The following is an 18,052-nucleotide window of genomic DNA, read 5'->3' on the forward strand; positions in this document are numbered from 1 at the left end:
TAGTTATGAGCAAAAGAGAAGAATTAATTAAGAAGTATGCTTCAGATTTGAAGGAAAAATGTGGTGTGACTCCAAACATGGATTTATTGACAAAAGTTACAATTGGCTGTGGTCCTTCTATATACAACGATGACGCGTCTGTTGTTGCTGGAACTCAAGAATCAGAATTAGAAACGGTTAAAAAGAACTTTTTAGTAAAAAAACTTGGTCTTAAAGACAGTCCTGAGTTGTTTGGAGCAATTCACGAAGTATTGGAAAAGTACGGAAAGTCTAATAAACACAAATATAGAGCAGTAGTCTATTATTTATTGACAGTGCATTTCAAGAAAGAAAGTGTTTACAAATAGAAAAAATAAAAGCGCCTGTAAAGGCGCTTTTTGTTTTATAATCTTATCGAATTGGAATCGGAAAAACAGGTAAACTTGCATGTCCGAAAGCATCTACTGCTTGTACTGCAAAGAAGTAATTGTCTTTAGAATATGGAATTTCAATTTGAGTTTCTTTGGTGAAAAATGTTTTTTCCCAATGAGAAGAGGCAGTTTCTCTCATCAAGATTTGATAACCGTATGGAGTTTTATTTTCCGGCGCTGACCAAATAAGTGTCGAAGAATTAGAAAGTTTTTTTACTTCGATACCTACATTTGTAGGTGCTTTTGGTGATGAAGCCAAATTTGCCAACGTAGCTAAGTTAGCACAAGTATTTTTTCTTAGATATTCAAAATCCATAAATTCGGGAAGATCGCCATAAACAACATTGTTTTCGGTTCTTAAATCTTGATGTTGGTGATCAAAATTTTCGTTCATTTCGCATAAACGAACTGCTGTAAATCCGTTTTGACTAAATGGTGTATGATCTCCACCGCGTAAAAAACGATCATTTCGATAAACCAATTTAACTGTTAACTGATCAACATATTGTTCTGTAGTGGTTTTAATGTAACGTGCTAATAATCTTGATGGACTGTCATTATCTCGACTTATCGCTTTTCGCATTTTTGCTTCTTCTTCAGTTTCTAAATACGGGATAGTTTCACTAAAAACACGAACTTGAGTGTTGTCTCTTAAATTGGTTCCGCTAGACAAACTGTTTCCAATCATGTCGTTGTTAAGCATGGCTACGATATTCCAATTAGAAGCTTTTGCCTTTTCTGCAAGATAACGCGCGCCGACAAGTCCTTGCTCTTCGCCAGTAACAGCAACAAAAATAATGGTAGCAGAAAATGATCTTTTGCTCATTACTTTTGCCAATTCTATTAGAGCTGCAACCCCAGAACCATCATCATTAGCGCCAGGAGCATTCGATTTTGCATTCATTACATCTGTAACACGAGAATCTAGATGGCCACTAATAATAAGAACACGATCATCCGTGGGATCTGTTCCTTTAAGAGTTGCCATTACATTTCCGATGTAGCTGTCTGTTGGAATTCTTTTTCCATCTGCTTTTGCAGTAAAATAATCAATTGTCGAAGTTAATCTTCCTCCAGATTCGAGAGCAGCTTTATCAAATTCACTTTTAACCCATTGCTGAGCAGCGCCCATTCCTTTTGTTTTACTTTTTGTATCGCTTAGCGTGTGTCTTGTGCCAAAAGAAACTAATTTATGAATTGTCGCTTCTAGATTTTCGGTTTTAATTTCGCTAATCATTTTTCGTATTTCTGGATCTTCTGCAACTTGCGAAAGAGAAAGCTGTGTAAAAACTAAAAAAGAGAAAATGGAGTAAAAAATAGTCTTTTTCATTGATTTGGGATAAATTATAGATATATTCCAAATTTAACTAAAAATTGATTAAAGCATAAAGTCTTTTTTATCTAAAACATTTTTTGTTTTACCATTTTCAAACTTCGTACCTTTGCACCTCACAAACTTAGTTGTTTTATCAACTTAGAATATTTAGAAAATGCTAGAAATAGGAAAATACAATACCCTAACTATATTACGTGATACCAAAGTTGGTTTGTTTTTAGGAAATCCTGAAAGTGACCCAGAAGGAATTCATGATGTTTTGCTTCCAAATAAATACGTTCCAAAAGTATTTGAAATTGGAGAAGAACTGATTGTTTTTGTGTATTTGGATCACGAACAACGACCAGTTGCAACGACTTTAGTTCCTTATATTTTGCTGAATGAGTTTGCACTTTTAAGAGTAAATTACATAAATAATGTTGGAGCTTTTATGGATTGGGGAATGGAAAAAGATATTCTTGTTCCGTTTAAAGAACAGGCACGCCCAATGGAAAAAGGAAAACGTTATTTGGTTTATTTATATATGGATAAACAGACTAATCGTTTAGTGGCTTCAAGTAAAACCAATCAGTTTCTGAGTAACGATCAATTGACAGTTGAAAAAGGAGAAGAAGTAGATTTGATTGTTTCTCATATTACAGATATGGGAATCAATGTAATTATAAATGAAAAACACAAAGGGCTTTTATATAAAGACGAAGTTTACGATGATTCGATAAGAACTGGCCAGAGACTTCGTGGCTATATCAAAAATATTCGTCCAGATCATAAAATTGATGTAGCGCTTCAGGCACAAGGTTTTGAAAGTATTGAGCCAAATGCAGATAAAATCCTGAGCGAGTTGAGAGCTAGTAAAGGCTTTTTAAGATTAAATGATAATTCGCATCCAGAAGATATTAAGACTGTTTTGAAAATGAGTAAAAAATCATTTAAGAAAGCTATCGGATCTTTATATAAAGAAAAATTAATAGAGATAAAAGAAGACGGAATTTATTTGATTAATTAAATACCAATATTAAAATTCCAAATTCCAAAATCTGATTGAACAAACAAAGTAAAATTGGAATTTGGAATTTCATTTTTTGAAGTTTACGAAGTTATTATAATACAAAAGGCTGCTCATTACAAGCAGCCTTTCGCTTTTTATTCTAGTTTTAAAAAAAATTGTAATTAAAAAAAAACAGAAATAAAATAATTCGAATCCCTCTTAGGATAATAGCTTTATAAATTTTAGAAACTATCCTTTGACGGTATGTCTTTTAAATAATTTGATGCATAAATTTTAAAAGCAAAAAGATAATTTCACGGCTTAATCCATTGGTTTATAAAATAACTTTTAGAAAGTGTGAATTAGTACTTTTTCTCTTTTTCGTTATCATTCATATACTAATTATAGATACAATTCTAACTTTTAACCTTAGGTGTTACTTTTTTCTTTTTGAAGTTTCAACAAACACATAAATCATTTGCTCTTTATTTTGAGGTTTGTTACTTAAAACCCTAAAAAAATGAGCGACAAATTTTTTAAATTTTCTCAAAAAAATCATTTTTTAGGTTAATAAATCAGTGAAAGAAAATCAATCTAAAATCAAATAAATAAAATGTATCTAGTTGATTTCTAGGGTGTAAAATTAATTATTATTTTTCTAAACTAATGTTAAAAAATGTTATTTTTTGTAAGTAAATACCAATTGTTAACATTAGAGGTTAATTTCGTAAAGACTTAAGACAATTTGAGTAGGTAAAATTGTAAAAATGCCTTATTTTTACGCTATAATTATTAAAACAAAAAAATCAAAATGGATTGGATTACAGCCAGAGAATTTGAAGATATAACCTATAAAAAATGCAATGGAGTAGCGAGAATAGCCTTTAACAGACCAAATGTTAGAAATGCATTCCGTCCTAAAACTACTTCAGAATTATACCAAGCTTTTTACGATGCACAAGAAGACACTTCAATTGGAGTGGTTTTACTTTCTGCCGAAGGACCATCTACTAAAGATGGAGTTTATTCATTTTGCAGTGGTGGAGACCAAAATGCTCGTGGGCACCAAGGATATGTCGGAGATGATGGTCAGCATCGTTTAAATATTCTAGAAGTGCAACGATTAATTCGCTTTATGCCTAAAGTTGTAATAGCAGTTGTTCCAGGTTGGGCTGTTGGTGGCGGACATAGTTTGCACGTAGTATGCGATATGACGCTTGCAAGCAAAGAACATGCTATTTTTAAACAAACAGATGCTGATGTAACTAGTTTTGATGGCGGTTACGGATCAGCTTATTTGGCTAAAATGGTTGGTCAGAAAAAAGCTCGTGAAATTTTCTTTTTAGGTAGAAATTATTCAGCACAAGAAGCTTTCGAAATGGGAATGGTTAATGCGGTAATTCCTCACGACGAGCTAGAAGCTACAGCTTACGAATGGGCGCAGGAAATTCTTCAGAAATCACCAACTTCTATTAAAATGCTAAAATTTGCCATGAACTTAACTGATGACGGAATGGTTGGTCAGCAAGTTTTTGCTGGAGAAGCAACTCGTTTGGCTTATATGACTGAAGAAGCAAAAGAAGGAAGAAATGCTTTCTTAGAAAAAAGAAAACCAAACTTCGGTGAAAATAAATGGTTGCCGTAAATAATTTTAGATTTCTGATTTTAGATTTTAGATTTTTGAATCTTTAATTTTTAATCAGAATATAAATAATCTAAAATCTACATTTTAAAATCTAAAATTAAAATATGAAACATTGGATTGAAGCCGCAAGATTGCGCACATTGCCTTTATCAGTTTCTGGAATTATAGTTGGGAGTATTTATGCTTTATCAAATCCAACAGAAACAATTAATACGCCGACAGAAGTATTTAGCTGGAAAATTTTTGGTTTCGCACTTTTAACAACATTAGGTTTACAGGTTTTATCCAATTTTGCCAATGATTATGGTGATGGAGTTAAAGGAACTGATAACGCAGACAGAGTAGGGCCACAGCGTGCTATTCAAAGCGGTGTTATTACGCCTCAGGCAATGAAGAAAGCAATTATCATTACTTCTTTATTGACTTTGTTGTCTGCAATAATCTTAATTTATTTTGCTTTTGGTAAAGATAACTTCGGATATTCAATCTTCTTCCTAGCTCTTGGAGTTGCTGCGATTGTGTCTGCAATTAAATATACTGTTGGTAATTCAGCATATGGATATAGAGGACTTGGAGATGTCTTTGTATTCCTCTTTTTTGGACTAGTAAGCACATTAGGAGTAAACTTTTTGTATGCAAAAGAAATTGATCCGCTTTTGATTCTGCCAGCCATTTCAATCGGATTATTGAGCGTTGGAGTTTTAAACCTAAACAATATGCGAGATCAAGAATCTGATAAAAAAGCCGGAAAAAATACAATTGTGGTCCAAATTGGTGCTTCAAATGCTAAAATTTATCATTATAGCTTGATCATTACGGCAATGCTTTTAGTGGTTATTTTTGCCATTTTAAGTGATTATAATTTTGACCAGTATTTATTTTTATTGGCCTACATCCCATTAACTAAACATTTAATTACGGTTTATAAAAATCAGGATCCTAAGCTGTTAGATCCAGAATTGAAAAAATTGGCATTAAGCACATTTTTACTTTCAATCCTATTAACTGTTTGCATGATTTCATTGATTTCAGATATCATTGTAAACTTGTTTTTAGGAGGAAGATAAAAACAGAACTTTTAAACTTAAAAATTTACAAATGAAAATTACATACTACGGACATGCTTCATTAGGAATTGAAGTAGGAGGAAAAAATATTATTGTTGACCCATTTATTACAGGAAATCCAAAAGCTGCTGGAATTGATATTAATTCGTTAAAAGCAGATTACATTTTGGTTACACACGCGCATGGGGATCACGTTTTAGACGTTGAAACTATTGCAAAGAATACAAATGCTGTTATTGTTTCAAATGCTGAAATTGCTACTTATTACGGTAGCAAAGGATTTAACTCACACCCAATGAACCATGGCGGAAGCTGGAAATTTGATTTTGGAAGAGTAAAATATGTAAATGCAATTCATTCAAGCAGTTTTCCTGATGGAACTTACGGAGGAAATCCTGGAGGATTTGTAATTGAAGGTGAACATAAAAATATTTACATCGCTGGAGATACTGCTTTGACTTACGACATGAAATTGATCCCGCTTCGTACGGAGTTAGATTTAGTGATTCTTCCAATCGGAGATAATTTTACTATGGATGTTGAAGACGCTATTATTGCTTCTGATTTTTTGGAATGTGATAAAATCTTAGGATATCATTTTGATACCTTCGGTTACATTGAAATTAATCACGAAGAAGCTATTCGTAAATTTTTCGATAAAGGAAAAGATTTGATGCTTTTAGAAATCGGAGAATCTATAGAATTATAATAAAAGGCTAAAGCTGAAATTGACTATATCTTCTAGAGGCAAAATAAAATTGACTTTAGAAGATATAGTTGTAAATAGACCAAATCAATCGGTTCTATTGGAAAGTTATTTGGCATAATCTATGTTATTGAAATACTGTAGTTTTAAAAATAAATCATTTTAATCTGTGAAATCTGTGGCAATCAAAACAACCTCACAAAATTCAACTTTCAAGAAAAGTATTCTCTTTCTGTTAACTCTGGTCTCTTATTCCTCATTTGCCCAAAAAGATGGCTACTGGGATAAAGAACGCGCTACCACGAAGGAGATTATGGTTCCTGCAAGAGATAGAATTGCAATATCGACAGAAGATTTGCCTGTTGGAACTACAGAAATTGTGTATCGAATTACACTTTTAGACAAAAATCAGGAAATGGCAAACAGTTTAGTTTCTTTATTAAAAGCCATTCCAGATCCAACTGGAGTAAGTCAAGGTTCTGCAGGAGCAGTTTTTCTGATGTCAAAAATTTCTGGTGATGACGAATGTACTTATTCCATTTTTACCTCTAATGAAAATGCTAAAAAATACATTGCAGATGGTAAAATAGATAAGGCTTGTTATTCGCAGGCTGAGCCCGTTAGTAAAGATGCAAAAAGGTTATCTGTAAATAGATCTTCATGTCTTAAAGAAAACATTAGTACTATTTGGTTTGGTTTTGAAAGCAAAAATTGGATTTTGAGTCAGAAAGTAGTTTTAGAAGTTGTGCCTTGGGTTGATACCAAATTAAGTCGTGGTTGGAATCAAGACAATAAAAACGAAATTATAAGTTTGTGCAAAACGTCTACAATGGCCCAAAAAATGGCCAATTCAGATGATTTTTGCGTTTGCATTTTAAATAAAATTATGAAACAATATCGATATGATGAGTTTCAAAAATTATTAGCAGTAGAAAAAACAAAAGTGTATAAAGATTTTGGAAATGCTTGTTACAAAGACGCTGATATTTCAAAAAATGTATTCAATGATTTGAGAACTCAGGCTGCTTCTTTGATAAAAACTCAAAAATATAATGAAGCAATTCCGAAATTAAATACAATTGTTAACGAAGGAAAAGCAACGGCATTAGATTATAGTTCTCTCGGCTATTGTTATATTTTGACCAAACAGTACGCTAAAGCATTGAAAGTATTATTAGAAGGTGAAAAACTAGATGATACCGAGTTGATGATAAAACTAAATTTAGCACATACTTATTTAGTAAGCAATGATTATAGCGCTGCTAAAGCAATCTATAAAAAATACCAAACTCAAAATGTTACAGACAGCTTAAGCTGGATTGCAAAAACAAAGCTAGATTTTGCAGTATTTGAAAAGGCTGGCCTTCCGTCTAAAGACTTTGAAAGAATATTAAAATTATATAATTAAGTTTCTTAGATATGAGGTGCTTTTATTAAACTTAGCACCTCGGTATCTTAGTATCTTAGCATCTTAAAAAATGAAAGCTTCTTACCATAAATATCTATTAAATTTTAAACGCCCTTCTGGAACATCTAGAGGTGTAATGACCGAAAAAGAAACTTGGTTTATTATTTTGGAGGAAAATGGAAAGAGAGGAATTGGAGAATGTGGAATTTTACGCGGCTTAAGCGCTGATGATCGTTCTGATTATGAGGAAAAGCTAAAATGGACGTGTGATAACATTCATTTGGGAGAAGCAGTTCTTTGGGATTCTTTGCTTGAATTTCCGTCCATTCAGTTTGGGGTTGAAATGGCGTTTTTATCTTTGAAAAATGAAAATCCATATATTTTGTTTCCTTCAGAATTTACCAAACAAATTAGTTCGATTAGAATAAATGGCTTGGTTTGGATGGGTGAAGCATCTTTCATGAAAGAACAAATTGAAGAAAAATTGGCAACAGGTTTTAATTGTATAAAACTTAAAATCGGCGCAATTGATTTTAATAAAGAACTCGAATTATTGCACTTTATTAGAAATCATTTTTCTCCTGAGGAAATTGAAATTCGTGTAGATGCGAATGGTGCTTTTACTTCAATAGAAGCATTAGATAAACTAATTCAATTAAATCAATTTCAGCTTCATAGTATTGAACAACCAATTAAAAAAGGTGCTGTTTTAGAAATGGCTAAATTGTGTAAAGAAACTCCTTTTCCGATTGCTTTAGATGAGGAATTAATTGGTGTTTTTTCATTCGAGGAAAAAGAAAATTTATTACAGAAAATAAAACCACAGTATATTATTTTGAAACCAAGTTTTATAGGAGGTTTTAGGGGAACGCAAGAATGGATAACTTTAGCAGAAAAATATAATATTGGATGGTGGATAACATCAGCTCTAGAAAGTAATATTGGACTTAATGCAATCGCTCAATGGACTTTTACTTTAAATTCAAATTTGCCACAAGGCTTAGGAACCGGAGCTTTGTATACTAATAATATAGATTGTCCACTAGAAGTTAAAAATGGAGAACTGTGGTATAATTTAGAAAAAGAGTGGCAGAAAGATTTTTTTTAGAAGATTCAAAGGAACAAAGGAATAAAGGCACAAAGTTTTAAACCTTTGTGCCTTTTTTATGATTTCTGATAAAAGCAAAAGAAACAGAGTAGCCACAAAGATTAAACCTTTACACCTTTGCAACTTTGTCCCTTTAAACCTATATTTTTTTACTCTTTTCCTCCTAAAAGGCTATCTTGCCAATCTTTTAATTCTTGCCATTTTCCTTGATAAGCCAGTAAAGCTTGTCTAGCCCAAGTACTCGGGTTGTGGATGGCGTAATTTTCTCCACCAGCATCTAGAATAGATTGTAGTTTTTCTGTTGATGCTTGAGAAAGATCGTGCCAAGTTTTTATTCCTGCATTATTAAACAAAGCTTCTATTTTCGGCCCAATTCCTTCTACAACTTTCAAATCATTCTCTTTTATTTTTTTTCCTAAAACAGTAGCCGCTAAAGTAGCATCAAATGGAATTAGGGTTGGAGCGGCTGAAGCAAATGATTGCGGAGCTATTTTTGCTTTTGCAGCCAAATCAGCCTCTAAAGAAGCAATTTTTGTATTTAAATTTCTAGTATTGGCTTTGCAGGCATCTAAATCTGCTTGTAAAGATAATGCTAAAGAATCATCATTTTTAGAATTCATTTTTCCTAGTAAGTAGCCTAAAATTCCACATATTAGACCTACAAGAGCGGGTATTAAGATACAAGGTATATTCATGATCGTATGTTTTAATTATTTAATTGTAATGACTGTTCTTCGGTTCTCTGCCTTTCCTTCTGAGGTATTATTGTCTCCAATTGGATCATCTGGACCTTTAGACTGCGTTTCAATTCTAGCGGCATCAATGCCATTTTTAGAAAGATAGTTTTTAGAGAAATCGGCCCTTTTTTGACCTAAAATTATGTTAGAATCACGATTTCCAACATTATCAGAATGACCAACAGCCAAGACAACAGCAACTTTAACATGCTCCAAATATTGCGTAATTGCAGTAATTTTTTCTTTTTCTGCATCGCTTAAAGTTAAGCGGGATTGATTGGTGTTAAAATGAAGAATTAAAGGATCTGCATTAATCTTATCTCTTAATGCGCTCCATTCATCAGTAGTTGCAGTAGAATCAATTGCTTCAAATGAATAATTTGCAGGTCCAAGAAGTGTATCTGCATTCATTTTCCATTTGTCGATTATTTCTCCTTTTGTATTAAATTGATTTTCCGACATACCTTTCGAAACAAAATAATTCTTGACATCATTTGCTCTTGCTAAGCCCAGATTCTCAAAGGTTGTCGTATTTTTTTCGTCTGATGTAGCATAACCGGTTATAGTCACTTTCTGTTTTGGATTTGAAGACAAGAAAGCTTTCAATTTTTCGATACCAGTCGTTACAGAATCGCTTACAGGCATTACGAGAATGGCACTGTTTTTAAGGAACTTGAGATTATCATGTGTTTGATATTCAATTCCCGAACCATTTAATACAAACGGAACAAAATTTGGCTCTTGAACAGCTGGGGAAACTATTTTAGGAGCATCATCCGTTGTTGTTTTGTCACAGCAGTTGCAGCAAAATTTCAGATATAAAAAAGTACCTAAAATAATGGTTATCGCAATGCCTAATAGATAACTTACTTTTTTAGACATAGATGATGAGTTTAGATTCTTTCAAATTTAACTAAAATTTTAATAGGTAACGTATTAATAATCAGTTATTTTAATGTTCTTCTTTTGTTTTGTAAAAAAGGAATTAACATATTTTTGCTTTTCTAATTTTTTAACCTCTTGATATAAATGAGTAACTTGCATTAAAATAATTCCAATTAAAAATGGTTGAAATAGAAAGAAAATTTCTTGTCAAATCTGACGATTTCAAAAAGCAAGCTTTTGCTCAGAATAAAATTGCTCAAGGTTATCTAAGTTCTGTTCCTGAGCGAACTGTTAGAGTACGTATTAAAGGACATAAGGGCTTTATAACAATAAAAGGGATAAGCCAAAGTGGCGGTATGTCTCGTTTTGAATGGGAAAATGAAATTCCGTTAGAGGAAGCTCAAGAGCTTTTAAAACTTTGTGAAAAGGGAAAAATCGAAAAAACTCGCTACGAAATAAAATCAGGAATTCATGTTTATGAAGTAGATGAATTTTACGGAGAAAATGAAGGCTTGGTTATGGCAGAAATTGAATTAAAATCTGAAGAAGAAACTTTTGAAAAACCTGAATGGCTTGGTGAAGAAGTAACCAATGACGAAAGATATTACAACGCCTATTTAAGTAAAAATCCTTTTAAAGACTGGCAAAAATAAAATGACAGAAACAACATATGACCTCATTATTGTTGGAGGAGGGCCAATTGGTCTTGCCTGCGCAATAGAAGCAGAGAAGAAAAAGCTGAATTATCTAATTATAGAAAAAGGAGCAATTGTAAACAGTATTTTTAATTATCCGTTGTACATGACTTTTTTTTCAACTGCAGAAAGATTGGAAATTGGAGAAATTCCATTTAATTGTTTAGCGCCAAAACCTGGACGCCAAGAAGCTTTAGAATATTACAGAAACATTCATCGCTATTTTAAATTCAATATTAATTTGTTTGAAAAGGTTTTGAATGTTCAAAAAGAAAACGAGATTTTTGCTATTAAAACGGATAAACAAAACTACAAATCTAAAAATGTTGTAATTGCTACGGGTTTTTATGATATTCCAATTGAAATGAATGTTTTAGGAGAAAGTCTTCCTAAAGTTCGTCATTATTACAAAGAAGCACACGAATATGCATTTAGAAAAGTTTTGGTTGTAGGAGCAAACAATTCGTCTGTTGATGCTGCTTTGGAATGCTGGAGAAAAGGAGCCGAAGTAACTATGGTTATTCGTAAAAACGAAATTAATAGCCGTGTAAAATATTGGGTTAAACCTGATATTGAAAATCGTATTGAAGAGGGAAGTATTAAAGCCTATTTTCAATCTAATATAACTGAAATTCGAGAAAACGAAGTTGAAATTGAAACGCCAGAAGGTAAAATTACTGTAGAAAACGACTTTGTTTTAGCATTGACAGGATATAAACCAGATTTAAATTTTCTTAAAGAAATGGGAATTCAGCTTTCTGATGATGAATTGAAAATTCCCGTTTATAATCCTGCAACAATGGAAACCAATGTTAAAGGTTTATTCCTGGCTGGCGTAGTCTGCGGTGGTATGCAAACACATAAATGGTTTATAGAAAACTCAAGAATTCACGCTAATATGATTGTGGATTATATTACTTCGAAATAATTTTCCCGCCACGAATTCACGAATTATTTTCTTTTCATAGATTGTAAAAAAATAATTCGTGAATTCGTGGCGAAAAAAAATTAAGAACTACAAGAAAGCATTGAACAGCCAACTTTTGTTCTTGCCCAATCGGGACGTTTTGCAAACCATTTTTCAGAATCGTGTTGTTCGTCATACGGTTTTTTCAAAAGTTGGAATAATTCGTCTATTAGAGAATAGTCTCCTTTATCGGCAGCATCTATTGCCAACTGTGCCATGTAATTTCGAAGCACATATTTCGGATTTATGAGATTCATTTTCGAAGCGCGTTCCTCATCTGAAAGCTTTTCAGAGTTTAATCGTTTTAAGTAAACTGAAAACCATTTTTGCCAAGCATCCAAAATTTGATTTTTTATTTCTTCTGGCAAATAAAATGCATTTTCGATCTTTTCGAATGCTTGCTCTACAGAATCTTCTTTTTTAATTTGACTTAGATTTCTAAAAAATATCGTCATATCAGTTTCAGATAATTTCAATATTTCTTCAAGACCTTTTATAATTTTATCATCAGCTTCACTTGAAGTAAATAATCCTAATTTACTTAAAAACATTGTTTTATAGTCTTCTTCAAAATCACTAATAAATGAATCTAAGATTTTTTCTAGAGGAGCTGCCTCATTAATTAAAGGATAAAGTGCGTTGGCTAATTGAAACAAATTCCATTGTGCTACTTGTGGCTGATTTCCGAAACGATATCTTCTATTCTGACTGTCTGTTGTATTTGGAGTCCAATCTGGATCATAATTTTCTAACCATCCATATGGGCCATAATCAATAGTAATTCCATGAATAGACATATTATCGGTATTCATTACCCCATGAACAAATCCAACACGCTGCCAATGTAAAACCATTTCGCGTGTAGTGTCTGCTACTTTCTTAAAAAACTGCAAATATTGTTCTTTTGGTTCTCCTGAAATTTCAGGAAAATAATGTTTGATATTGAACTCTACGAATTGCTTCAGATTTTTTAATTCATTTCTAGCTGTAAGCATTTCAAAGCTTCCAAAACGGATAAATGAAGGCGCAACACGGCAAACAACAGCACCTTTTTCGTAAGCAGGATTTCCATTGTATAAAATATCTCTTAAAACCTGATCTCCTGTTAGAATTAAAGAAAGAGATCGAGTAGTAGGAACTCCTAAATAATGCATTGCTTCTGCACAAAGATATTCTCTAATTGAAGAACGTAAGACAGCCAAACCATCTGCGGTTCTAGAGTAGGGAGTTTTTCCCGCGCCTTTTAGTTGAAGTGTGTAAAATTCATTGTTGTTTTCAACTTCTGTCAAATTTATAGCACGACCATCTCCCAATTGTCCTGCCCAATTTCCAAATTGATGGCCGGCATAACACATGGCAAAAGGTTTTGTTTCTTGAAGAATTTCTTTTCCGGAAAAGGTATTTAGAAAATCCTGAGAAAGAATTTCTTCTCTTTCGATTCCAACTAATTCTGCAACTTCTTCAGAAGCATGTATTAATTCAGGATTTGAGGGTTTTGTTGGATTTACATACGAAAACAAAGTATTTTTTACCTGACGAACTTCGTTTGTCAAATCAGGATCGGCAGGTAACTCTGCTGTAAATCGATTGTTTATTTTTAGATTTTTCATTATAATTTTTCTTATTTCTGATGCAGATTTGAAGAATTAAAAAGTATCTTATTCTTTGTCAGGCTGAGCGAAGTCGAGCCACAGTCTAATAGGAATGCCCTTCGACTTCGCTCAGGGTGACAAACTAATTCATAAATAATTCTAATCGGTATAATCTGTGACTTATCAAAAAATTAGTTCACTAACATATCAGCATACATTTTTTTCAGTTTCTGAATTTTCGGATCAATTACAACTTGGCAATATCCCGCTTCTTGATTTTCATTATAATAATTCTGATGATAATCTTCAGCTTCATAAAAAACCTCAAAAGGTTTTAACTGTGTTACAATCGGATCGGCATAGGCAGGCTGTACTTCTTCAAAAACTTTTTCTGCAATCGCTTTTTGTTCCTCATCATGATAAAGTACAATAGAACGATATTGTGTTCCACTGTCCCCACCTTGACGATTTAAAGTTGTCGGATCATGACTTGTCATGAATATAAAAATTAAGTCATGATATGAAATTATGTCAGAATTAAATGTTACCTGAATAACTTCTGCATGTCCAGTTCTTCCTGTACAAACTTCGCGATAAGCAGGATTTTTAATAAATCCATCTGAATATCCTGATTTTATTGATTCTATTCCTTTTAAACGCTGAATTACAGCTTCTATACACCAAAAACAACCACCACCAAAGGTGGCTACTGATAAATTTCCCATAAATAATACTTTCTTTTTGTTTATTACCTATTAATTCGATAGGCTATTATGATAATTTATTAAAAAAAAGTTCTTTTAACTAAATATACTAAACAGATATTTAATGTTTGAAGTTTAGTATTGATAAATTCGCAATTTTATAAAAAAACGATATATTTGCAGTCGAACACAAGGCACAACTAATGAATAGCAAAAATAATACCATGACCCTGGAGACCTATTTTCAGGAATTTAGACAGAACATTGTCGGTATAAATCAGGAATTTACGTCAGCTTATGGCAGAAAATCAATAATATATACTGACTGGACTGCCAGTGGAAGATTATATCGTCCGATTGAAGAAAAACTTTTGAATGAATTTGGACCTTTTGTCGCTAACACGCATACAGAAACTACGGTATCTGGTACTGCTATGACAAAAGCATATCATCATGCTAGACATATTATTAAACGTCATGCTAATGCAAATAATGATGATGTTCTAATTACAGACGGAACTGGAATGACGGGTGTGATCAATAAATTCCAGCGTATTTTGGGATTAAAAGTTCCTGAGAACTTGAAGTCTTTTACGAATGTTCCGGCAGAGAAAAAGCCGATTGTTTTTATTTCACACATGGAACACCATTCTAATCAGACATCTTGGTTAGAAACTATTGCGGATGTTGAAATTATTCCGTCTTGCGAAAAAGGACTTTTTAATGTCGAAAACCTTGAAATATTATTAGACAAATATAAAGATAGAACTATTAAAATTGCTTCTATTACTGCATGTTCAAATGTTACGGGATTAAGAACACCTTATCACGAAGCAGCAAAAGTTATGCACCAACATAATGGAGTTTGTTTTGTAGATTTTGCCTGTTCTGGACCTTATGTAGAAGTTGATATGCATCCAACTGACCCAGAAGCCTATTTAGACGCTGTATTCATGTCACCGCATAAATTCTTGGGAGGCCCTGGAACTTCTGGTGTTTTAATTTTTAATAAAAAATTATACAACAATATGATTCCAGATTGTCCTGGTGGAGGAACAGTAAGCTGGACAAATCCATGGGGAGAACATAAATATATCGATAATATCGAAGATCGTGAAGATGGAGGAACTCCAGGTTTTCTTCAAGTAATAAAAACAGCTCTTGCTATTGAGCTGAAAGAAGAAATGGGAATCGAAAACATTATGCAGCGTGAACATGAAATTGTAGATTATGTTTTTAGCGAATTAGAACCAGTTTCGAATATCAAAATTTTAGCTGGCCAGCATAAAGAGCGTCTTGGTGTAATTTCATTTTTTATTGATGATCTTCACTTTAATTTAGGAGTGAAAATTTTGAATGACCGTTTTGGAATTCAGACTAGAGGAGGATGCAGCTGTGCAGGAACTTATGGTCACTATTTGTTGCACGTTGATCAGGAAACGTCTAATAAATTGGTTAATGAAATTACAATTGGCGATTTAATCAAAAAACCGGGATGGATTAGAATGTCTATTCACCCAACGACTACAGATAAAGAAATTGCTTTTGTATGTAAAAGTATAAAAGAGCTAGCTGCTAATCATAAAGAATGGGCTTTAGATTATTCTTATGACAAGATGAGAAATGAATTTATCCATAAAAATGCTACTTCTTTTGAAGATGAATTAGTTGAAGGATGGTTTAAATCTTAAGGATTTTAGAAACTATTAAACGTTTATAGTATAATTATTAAACCCGATAGATTTTTTGAAATCTGTCGGGTTTGTTGTTTCTTATGAAAATGAATTTTCTAATTTAGCCCCGATAGCAGTGGAAATCCTTTTGTACTGGGGTTCAGTACAAAAGATTACTTCGTCAGTTCGCTATCGCTCGTGTGCAACGGATAGCGGGACAATTGGTCTTGGAAAAATCGATTTTGTCTGCTTCAAAAAAATCACATAATCAATCGGACACCGCCGAGATCTGCTACACGATATGAAAATCTATTTCCTGGAGAACCAATGAACATAAAGTTTTTTGGTATTTTCCATTTTTCGGAAAGTTCATCGATTATTTCTGGGCCAAATACTCCTTGTATTTCCAAATATTCTATGTCAAGTCCGTCGTAAGCACGATCTAAGACTTCGAGATCTTTTTTCAATGCTTCGTTGCTTGTTGAATCATTTTTAACGTGAACAATTTTTAGTTTTTTGGTTGTTTCATTGTCTTCAACATATTGTAAAACCTTATTTAAAATTGTGATATCATCACCTTTGGTAAAAAAGACAAACTCCTGCGAATTAATTTGCGTGCTTAAGTTTTGCAAATAACGATTACTGACAATAACCATTCTTCTTAAGGGTTGATAAAAATATTCTAAAGCTTCGATTAATAACCGAATCAGCATTACGCGATTAAGCATGATTCCTATAAATACTAAAGCGGGAATCATATATTGAAGAAAGGTATAGAAAGAATTAATATTAAGTTCCATGTTCCCGATAAAAGCAGCAATTACAAAACTTACTGCAGCGACAACTGCGATACCACGGGCTCGTTCTGGTCTTGGAAGTTTACTGCGTTTATATTTTAAAAGTAAATTTCCGATTCCAAATAAAGCCATAACGGCCAAAAATGAGAAAGTATAAACTCCAGCAAGAGATTCTAAATGCCCGCTTGTGGCAAAAAGTACAGAAATACAAAGGATTAGAAAACTGATGACAATTCTATAATGTGCGCCTCTTTTGTTTGTTTTGAGGAAATAATTTGGGAGAATTCTATCTAATGTCATTCGGTTTAAAAGTCCAGAGACACCAACAAACGACGTTAAAACTGCTCCACATAATACCATAACGGCATCAATAGAAATTAACCAAGCCAGCCAAGCTCCTCCTGTTGTTTGCCCTAAATGTGCTAAAAGAGATTCTTTGTTTTCTCCAACTTCTGTAAGCGGAATTACACTGATTAATAATATGGCAATTACAGGATTAAAGAAACTTACAATTCCCCACATATTTCGAAGCGTTTTGGGAAAAACTCCATGTTCTTGCTCTTCAACGAAATTGGCAGAACTTTCGAATCCCGAAATTCCGAGCATTGCTGCTGAAAAACCAAGAAAAAGCGCCGTTCTGATACTTCCTGAAGTAATTGGAGTTTGCCAATTGAAATGAAATATATCTAATCCATGATTCAATATAAACCAAATGGAGGTTAGAACTAATAAAGTCAATGTTCCGATGTGTGTCAAGAAAATGACAACAGCTACAAATGCAGATTCTCCAATTCCTAAAATTGCCAGTCCAGTAAATAAAATCAAAACGACAACAGTAGCGATGGTGACATTTAATCCTTCAAAAATTCCATGTAAATAATGCATTCCTTCTGAAGCAGAAATTACGGCAGTTGCCATATAAGACAAAACGGTTAAAGTTGCGGCTAAAGAGGCCAAGCGTTTTGTTGAAGTATTTAATAGAACATTATAAGCGCCTCCATTTAATGGAATTGCACCAACAACTTCTCCATAAATTTTTCTGAAAAGAAATAAAACAATAGCAACGATCAATAATGAAATCCAAGCATACTGTCCTGCATATAAAATAGTTAATGCTGAAACATACAAACAGGAAGAGCTAATATCGTTTCCGCAAATTGCAGTTGCCTGTAATTGATTTAATTTTTTGTGTACAATTTCTTTCATCAGTATTTATTTAACACTTTAAGCAAAAAACAATAAGTAACAAATAATTAGAATCGAGGAAGAGGCGGATATTAAATTGAATATTCATTATATACTTTTAGTACCATAAGAATATTCAATTTAGGGAT

The 18,052-nt window shown here is 32.8% G+C and carries 16 protein-coding genes; 10 read left to right on the forward strand and 6 right to left on the reverse strand.

Annotated elements, in window-relative coordinates; all coding sequences use genetic code 11:
* Positions 1-5: 5 nt before the first annotated feature.
* Positions 6-347: a DUF2853 family protein gene (locus HNP35_RS19380; RefSeq protein ID WP_184166418.1), complete on the forward strand. Its 342-nt coding sequence runs from the start codon at positions 6-8 to the stop codon at positions 345-347.
* A 43-nt stretch (positions 348-390) separates the two neighbouring features.
* On the opposite strand, the gene HNP35_RS19385 is transcribed toward HNP35_RS19380, so the two are convergent.
* Positions 391-1,740 (reverse strand): M20/M25/M40 family metallo-hydrolase, encoded by a 1,350-nt coding sequence (locus HNP35_RS19385; protein WP_184166415.1) that lies wholly within the window; start codon positions 1,738-1,740, stop codon positions 391-393.
* Positions 1,741-1,900: 160 nt separating this feature from the next.
* On the opposite strand from HNP35_RS19385, the gene HNP35_RS19390 reads away from it, so the two are divergent.
* The 6 genes from HNP35_RS19390 to HNP35_RS19415 all read left to right on the forward strand — a co-directional run bounded on the left by HNP35_RS19390 (position 1,901) and on the right by HNP35_RS19415 (position 8,668).
* A complete protein-coding gene (locus HNP35_RS19390) occupies positions 1,901-2,752 on the forward strand; it encodes a CvfB family protein (RefSeq protein ID WP_184166412.1) in 852 nt (283 codons plus the stop codon).
* A 793-nt stretch (positions 2,753-3,545) separates the two neighbouring features.
* On the forward strand, positions 3,546-4,379 hold the full coding sequence (locus HNP35_RS19395; RefSeq protein WP_012024845.1) for a 1,4-dihydroxy-2-naphthoyl-CoA synthase: 834 nt from the start codon (positions 3,546-3,548) through the stop codon (positions 4,377-4,379).
* Between the two features lie 104 nt (positions 4,380-4,483).
* The gene (gene menA / locus HNP35_RS19400) at positions 4,484-5,446 is read left to right on the forward strand and encodes a 1,4-dihydroxy-2-naphthoate octaprenyltransferase (protein WP_184166409.1); all 963 of its coding nucleotides are present in this window, start codon (positions 4,484-4,486) and stop codon (positions 5,444-5,446) included.
* 31 nt (positions 5,447-5,477) lie between these two features.
* The gene (locus HNP35_RS19405; protein WP_184166406.1) at positions 5,478-6,155 is read left to right on the forward strand and encodes a metal-dependent hydrolase; all 678 of its coding nucleotides are present in this window, start codon (positions 5,478-5,480) and stop codon (positions 6,153-6,155) included.
* 166 nt (positions 6,156-6,321) lie between these two features.
* Positions 6,322-7,560 (forward strand): tetratricopeptide repeat protein, encoded by a 1,239-nt coding sequence (locus tag HNP35_RS19410; RefSeq protein ID WP_317618024.1) that lies wholly within the window; start codon positions 6,322-6,324, stop codon positions 7,558-7,560.
* A gap of 70 nt (positions 7,561-7,630) precedes the next feature.
* On the forward strand, positions 7,631-8,668 hold the full coding sequence (locus tag HNP35_RS19415; RefSeq protein WP_184166402.1) for an o-succinylbenzoate synthase: 1,038 nt from the start codon (positions 7,631-7,633) through the stop codon (positions 8,666-8,668).
* A gap of 149 nt (positions 8,669-8,817) precedes the next feature.
* Here the strand turns inward: HNP35_RS19415 and HNP35_RS19420 are convergent, their stop codons facing one another.
* Both HNP35_RS19420 and HNP35_RS19425 read right to left on the reverse strand, forming a co-directional pair.
* A complete protein-coding gene (locus HNP35_RS19420) occupies positions 8,818-9,363 on the reverse strand; it encodes a hypothetical protein (protein WP_184166399.1) in 546 nt (181 codons plus the stop codon).
* 15 nt (positions 9,364-9,378) lie between these two features.
* Positions 9,379-10,287 carry an OmpA family protein gene (locus tag HNP35_RS19425; protein ID WP_184166396.1) on the reverse strand — a complete coding sequence of 303 codons (909 nt, stop codon included), beginning with the start codon at positions 10,285-10,287 and terminating at the stop codon, positions 9,379-9,381.
* A 182-nt stretch (positions 10,288-10,469) separates the two neighbouring features.
* On the opposite strand from HNP35_RS19425, the gene HNP35_RS19430 reads away from it, so the two are divergent.
* Together HNP35_RS19430 and HNP35_RS19435 are read left to right on the forward strand one after the other, a co-directional pair.
* Positions 10,470-10,943, forward strand: coding sequence for a CYTH domain-containing protein (locus HNP35_RS19430; RefSeq protein ID WP_184166393.1), 474 nt, complete (start codon positions 10,470-10,472; stop codon positions 10,941-10,943).
* A gap of 1 nt (position 10,944) precedes the next feature.
* The gene (locus HNP35_RS19435; RefSeq protein WP_184166390.1) at positions 10,945-11,913 is read left to right on the forward strand and encodes a YpdA family putative bacillithiol disulfide reductase; all 969 of its coding nucleotides are present in this window, start codon (positions 10,945-10,947) and stop codon (positions 11,911-11,913) included.
* A gap of 80 nt (positions 11,914-11,993) precedes the next feature.
* Here HNP35_RS19435 and HNP35_RS19440 read toward each other — a convergent pair whose 3' ends face one another.
* Both HNP35_RS19440 and msrA read right to left on the reverse strand, forming a co-directional pair.
* The gene (locus HNP35_RS19440; protein ID WP_184166387.1) at positions 11,994-13,562 is read right to left on the reverse strand and encodes a protein adenylyltransferase SelO; all 1,569 of its coding nucleotides are present in this window, start codon (positions 13,560-13,562) and stop codon (positions 11,994-11,996) included.
* A gap of 173 nt (positions 13,563-13,735) precedes the next feature.
* Positions 13,736-14,269, reverse strand: coding sequence for a peptide-methionine (S)-S-oxide reductase MsrA (gene msrA / locus HNP35_RS19445; RefSeq protein ID WP_184166384.1), 534 nt, complete (start codon positions 14,267-14,269; stop codon positions 13,736-13,738).
* A 182-nt stretch (positions 14,270-14,451) separates the two neighbouring features.
* Here msrA and HNP35_RS19450 point away from each other — a divergent pair, with 182 nt between their 5' ends.
* Entirely contained in the window at positions 14,452-15,939 is a 1,488-nt protein-coding gene (locus HNP35_RS19450) for an aminotransferase class V-fold PLP-dependent enzyme (RefSeq protein WP_184166381.1), read from the forward strand.
* Between the two features lie 242 nt (positions 15,940-16,181).
* Here HNP35_RS19450 and HNP35_RS19455 read toward each other — a convergent pair whose 3' ends face one another.
* The gene (locus HNP35_RS19455) at positions 16,182-17,924 is read right to left on the reverse strand and encodes an APC family permease (RefSeq protein ID WP_184166379.1); all 1,743 of its coding nucleotides are present in this window, start codon (positions 17,922-17,924) and stop codon (positions 16,182-16,184) included.
* Positions 17,925-18,052 lie beyond the last annotated feature (128 nt).

Origin of the sequence: Flavobacterium notoginsengisoli, assembly GCF_014207905.1 — a bacterium.
GTDB lineage: Bacteria > Bacteroidota > Bacteroidia > Flavobacteriales > Flavobacteriaceae > Flavobacterium > Flavobacterium notoginsengisoli_A.

What these genes read in the sequence shown, in the direction of transcription:
- HNP35_RS19380 (WP_184166418.1), top strand. Translation starts at nt 6, where the DNA reads ATGAGCAAAAGAGAAGAATTAATTAAGAAGTATGCTTCAGATTTGAAG.
- HNP35_RS19385 (WP_184166415.1), bottom strand. Translation starts at nt 1,740, where the DNA reads ATGAAAAAGACTATTTTTTACTCCATTTTCTCTTTTTTAGTTTTTACA.
- HNP35_RS19390 (WP_184166412.1), top strand. Translation starts at nt 1,901, where the DNA reads ATGCTAGAAATAGGAAAATACAATACCCTAACTATATTACGTGATACC.
- HNP35_RS19395 (WP_012024845.1), top strand. Translation starts at nt 3,546, where the DNA reads ATGGATTGGATTACAGCCAGAGAATTTGAAGATATAACCTATAAAAAA.
- menA (WP_184166409.1), top strand. Translation starts at nt 4,484, where the DNA reads ATGAAACATTGGATTGAAGCCGCAAGATTGCGCACATTGCCTTTATCA.
- HNP35_RS19405 (WP_184166406.1), top strand. Translation starts at nt 5,478, where the DNA reads ATGAAAATTACATACTACGGACATGCTTCATTAGGAATTGAAGTAGGA.
- HNP35_RS19415 (WP_184166402.1), top strand. Translation starts at nt 7,631, where the DNA reads ATGAAAGCTTCTTACCATAAATATCTATTAAATTTTAAACGCCCTTCT.
- HNP35_RS19420 (WP_184166399.1), bottom strand. Translation starts at nt 9,363, where the DNA reads ATGAATATACCTTGTATCTTAATACCCGCTCTTGTAGGTCTAATATGT.
- HNP35_RS19425 (WP_184166396.1), bottom strand. Translation starts at nt 10,287, where the DNA reads ATGTCTAAAAAAGTAAGTTATCTATTAGGCATTGCGATAACCATTATT.
- HNP35_RS19430 (WP_184166393.1), top strand. Translation starts at nt 10,470, where the DNA reads ATGGTTGAAATAGAAAGAAAATTTCTTGTCAAATCTGACGATTTCAAA.
- HNP35_RS19435 (WP_184166390.1), top strand. Translation starts at nt 10,945, where the DNA reads ATGACAGAAACAACATATGACCTCATTATTGTTGGAGGAGGGCCAATT.
- HNP35_RS19440 (WP_184166387.1), bottom strand. Translation starts at nt 13,562, where the DNA reads ATGAAAAATCTAAAAATAAACAATCGATTTACAGCAGAGTTACCTGCC.
- msrA (WP_184166384.1), bottom strand. Translation starts at nt 14,269, where the DNA reads ATGGGAAATTTATCAGTAGCCACCTTTGGTGGTGGTTGTTTTTGGTGT.
- HNP35_RS19450 (WP_184166381.1), top strand. Translation starts at nt 14,452, where the DNA reads ATGAATAGCAAAAATAATACCATGACCCTGGAGACCTATTTTCAGGAA.
- HNP35_RS19455 (WP_184166379.1), bottom strand. Translation starts at nt 17,924, where the DNA reads ATGAAAGAAATTGTACACAAAAAATTAAATCAATTACAGGCAACTGCA.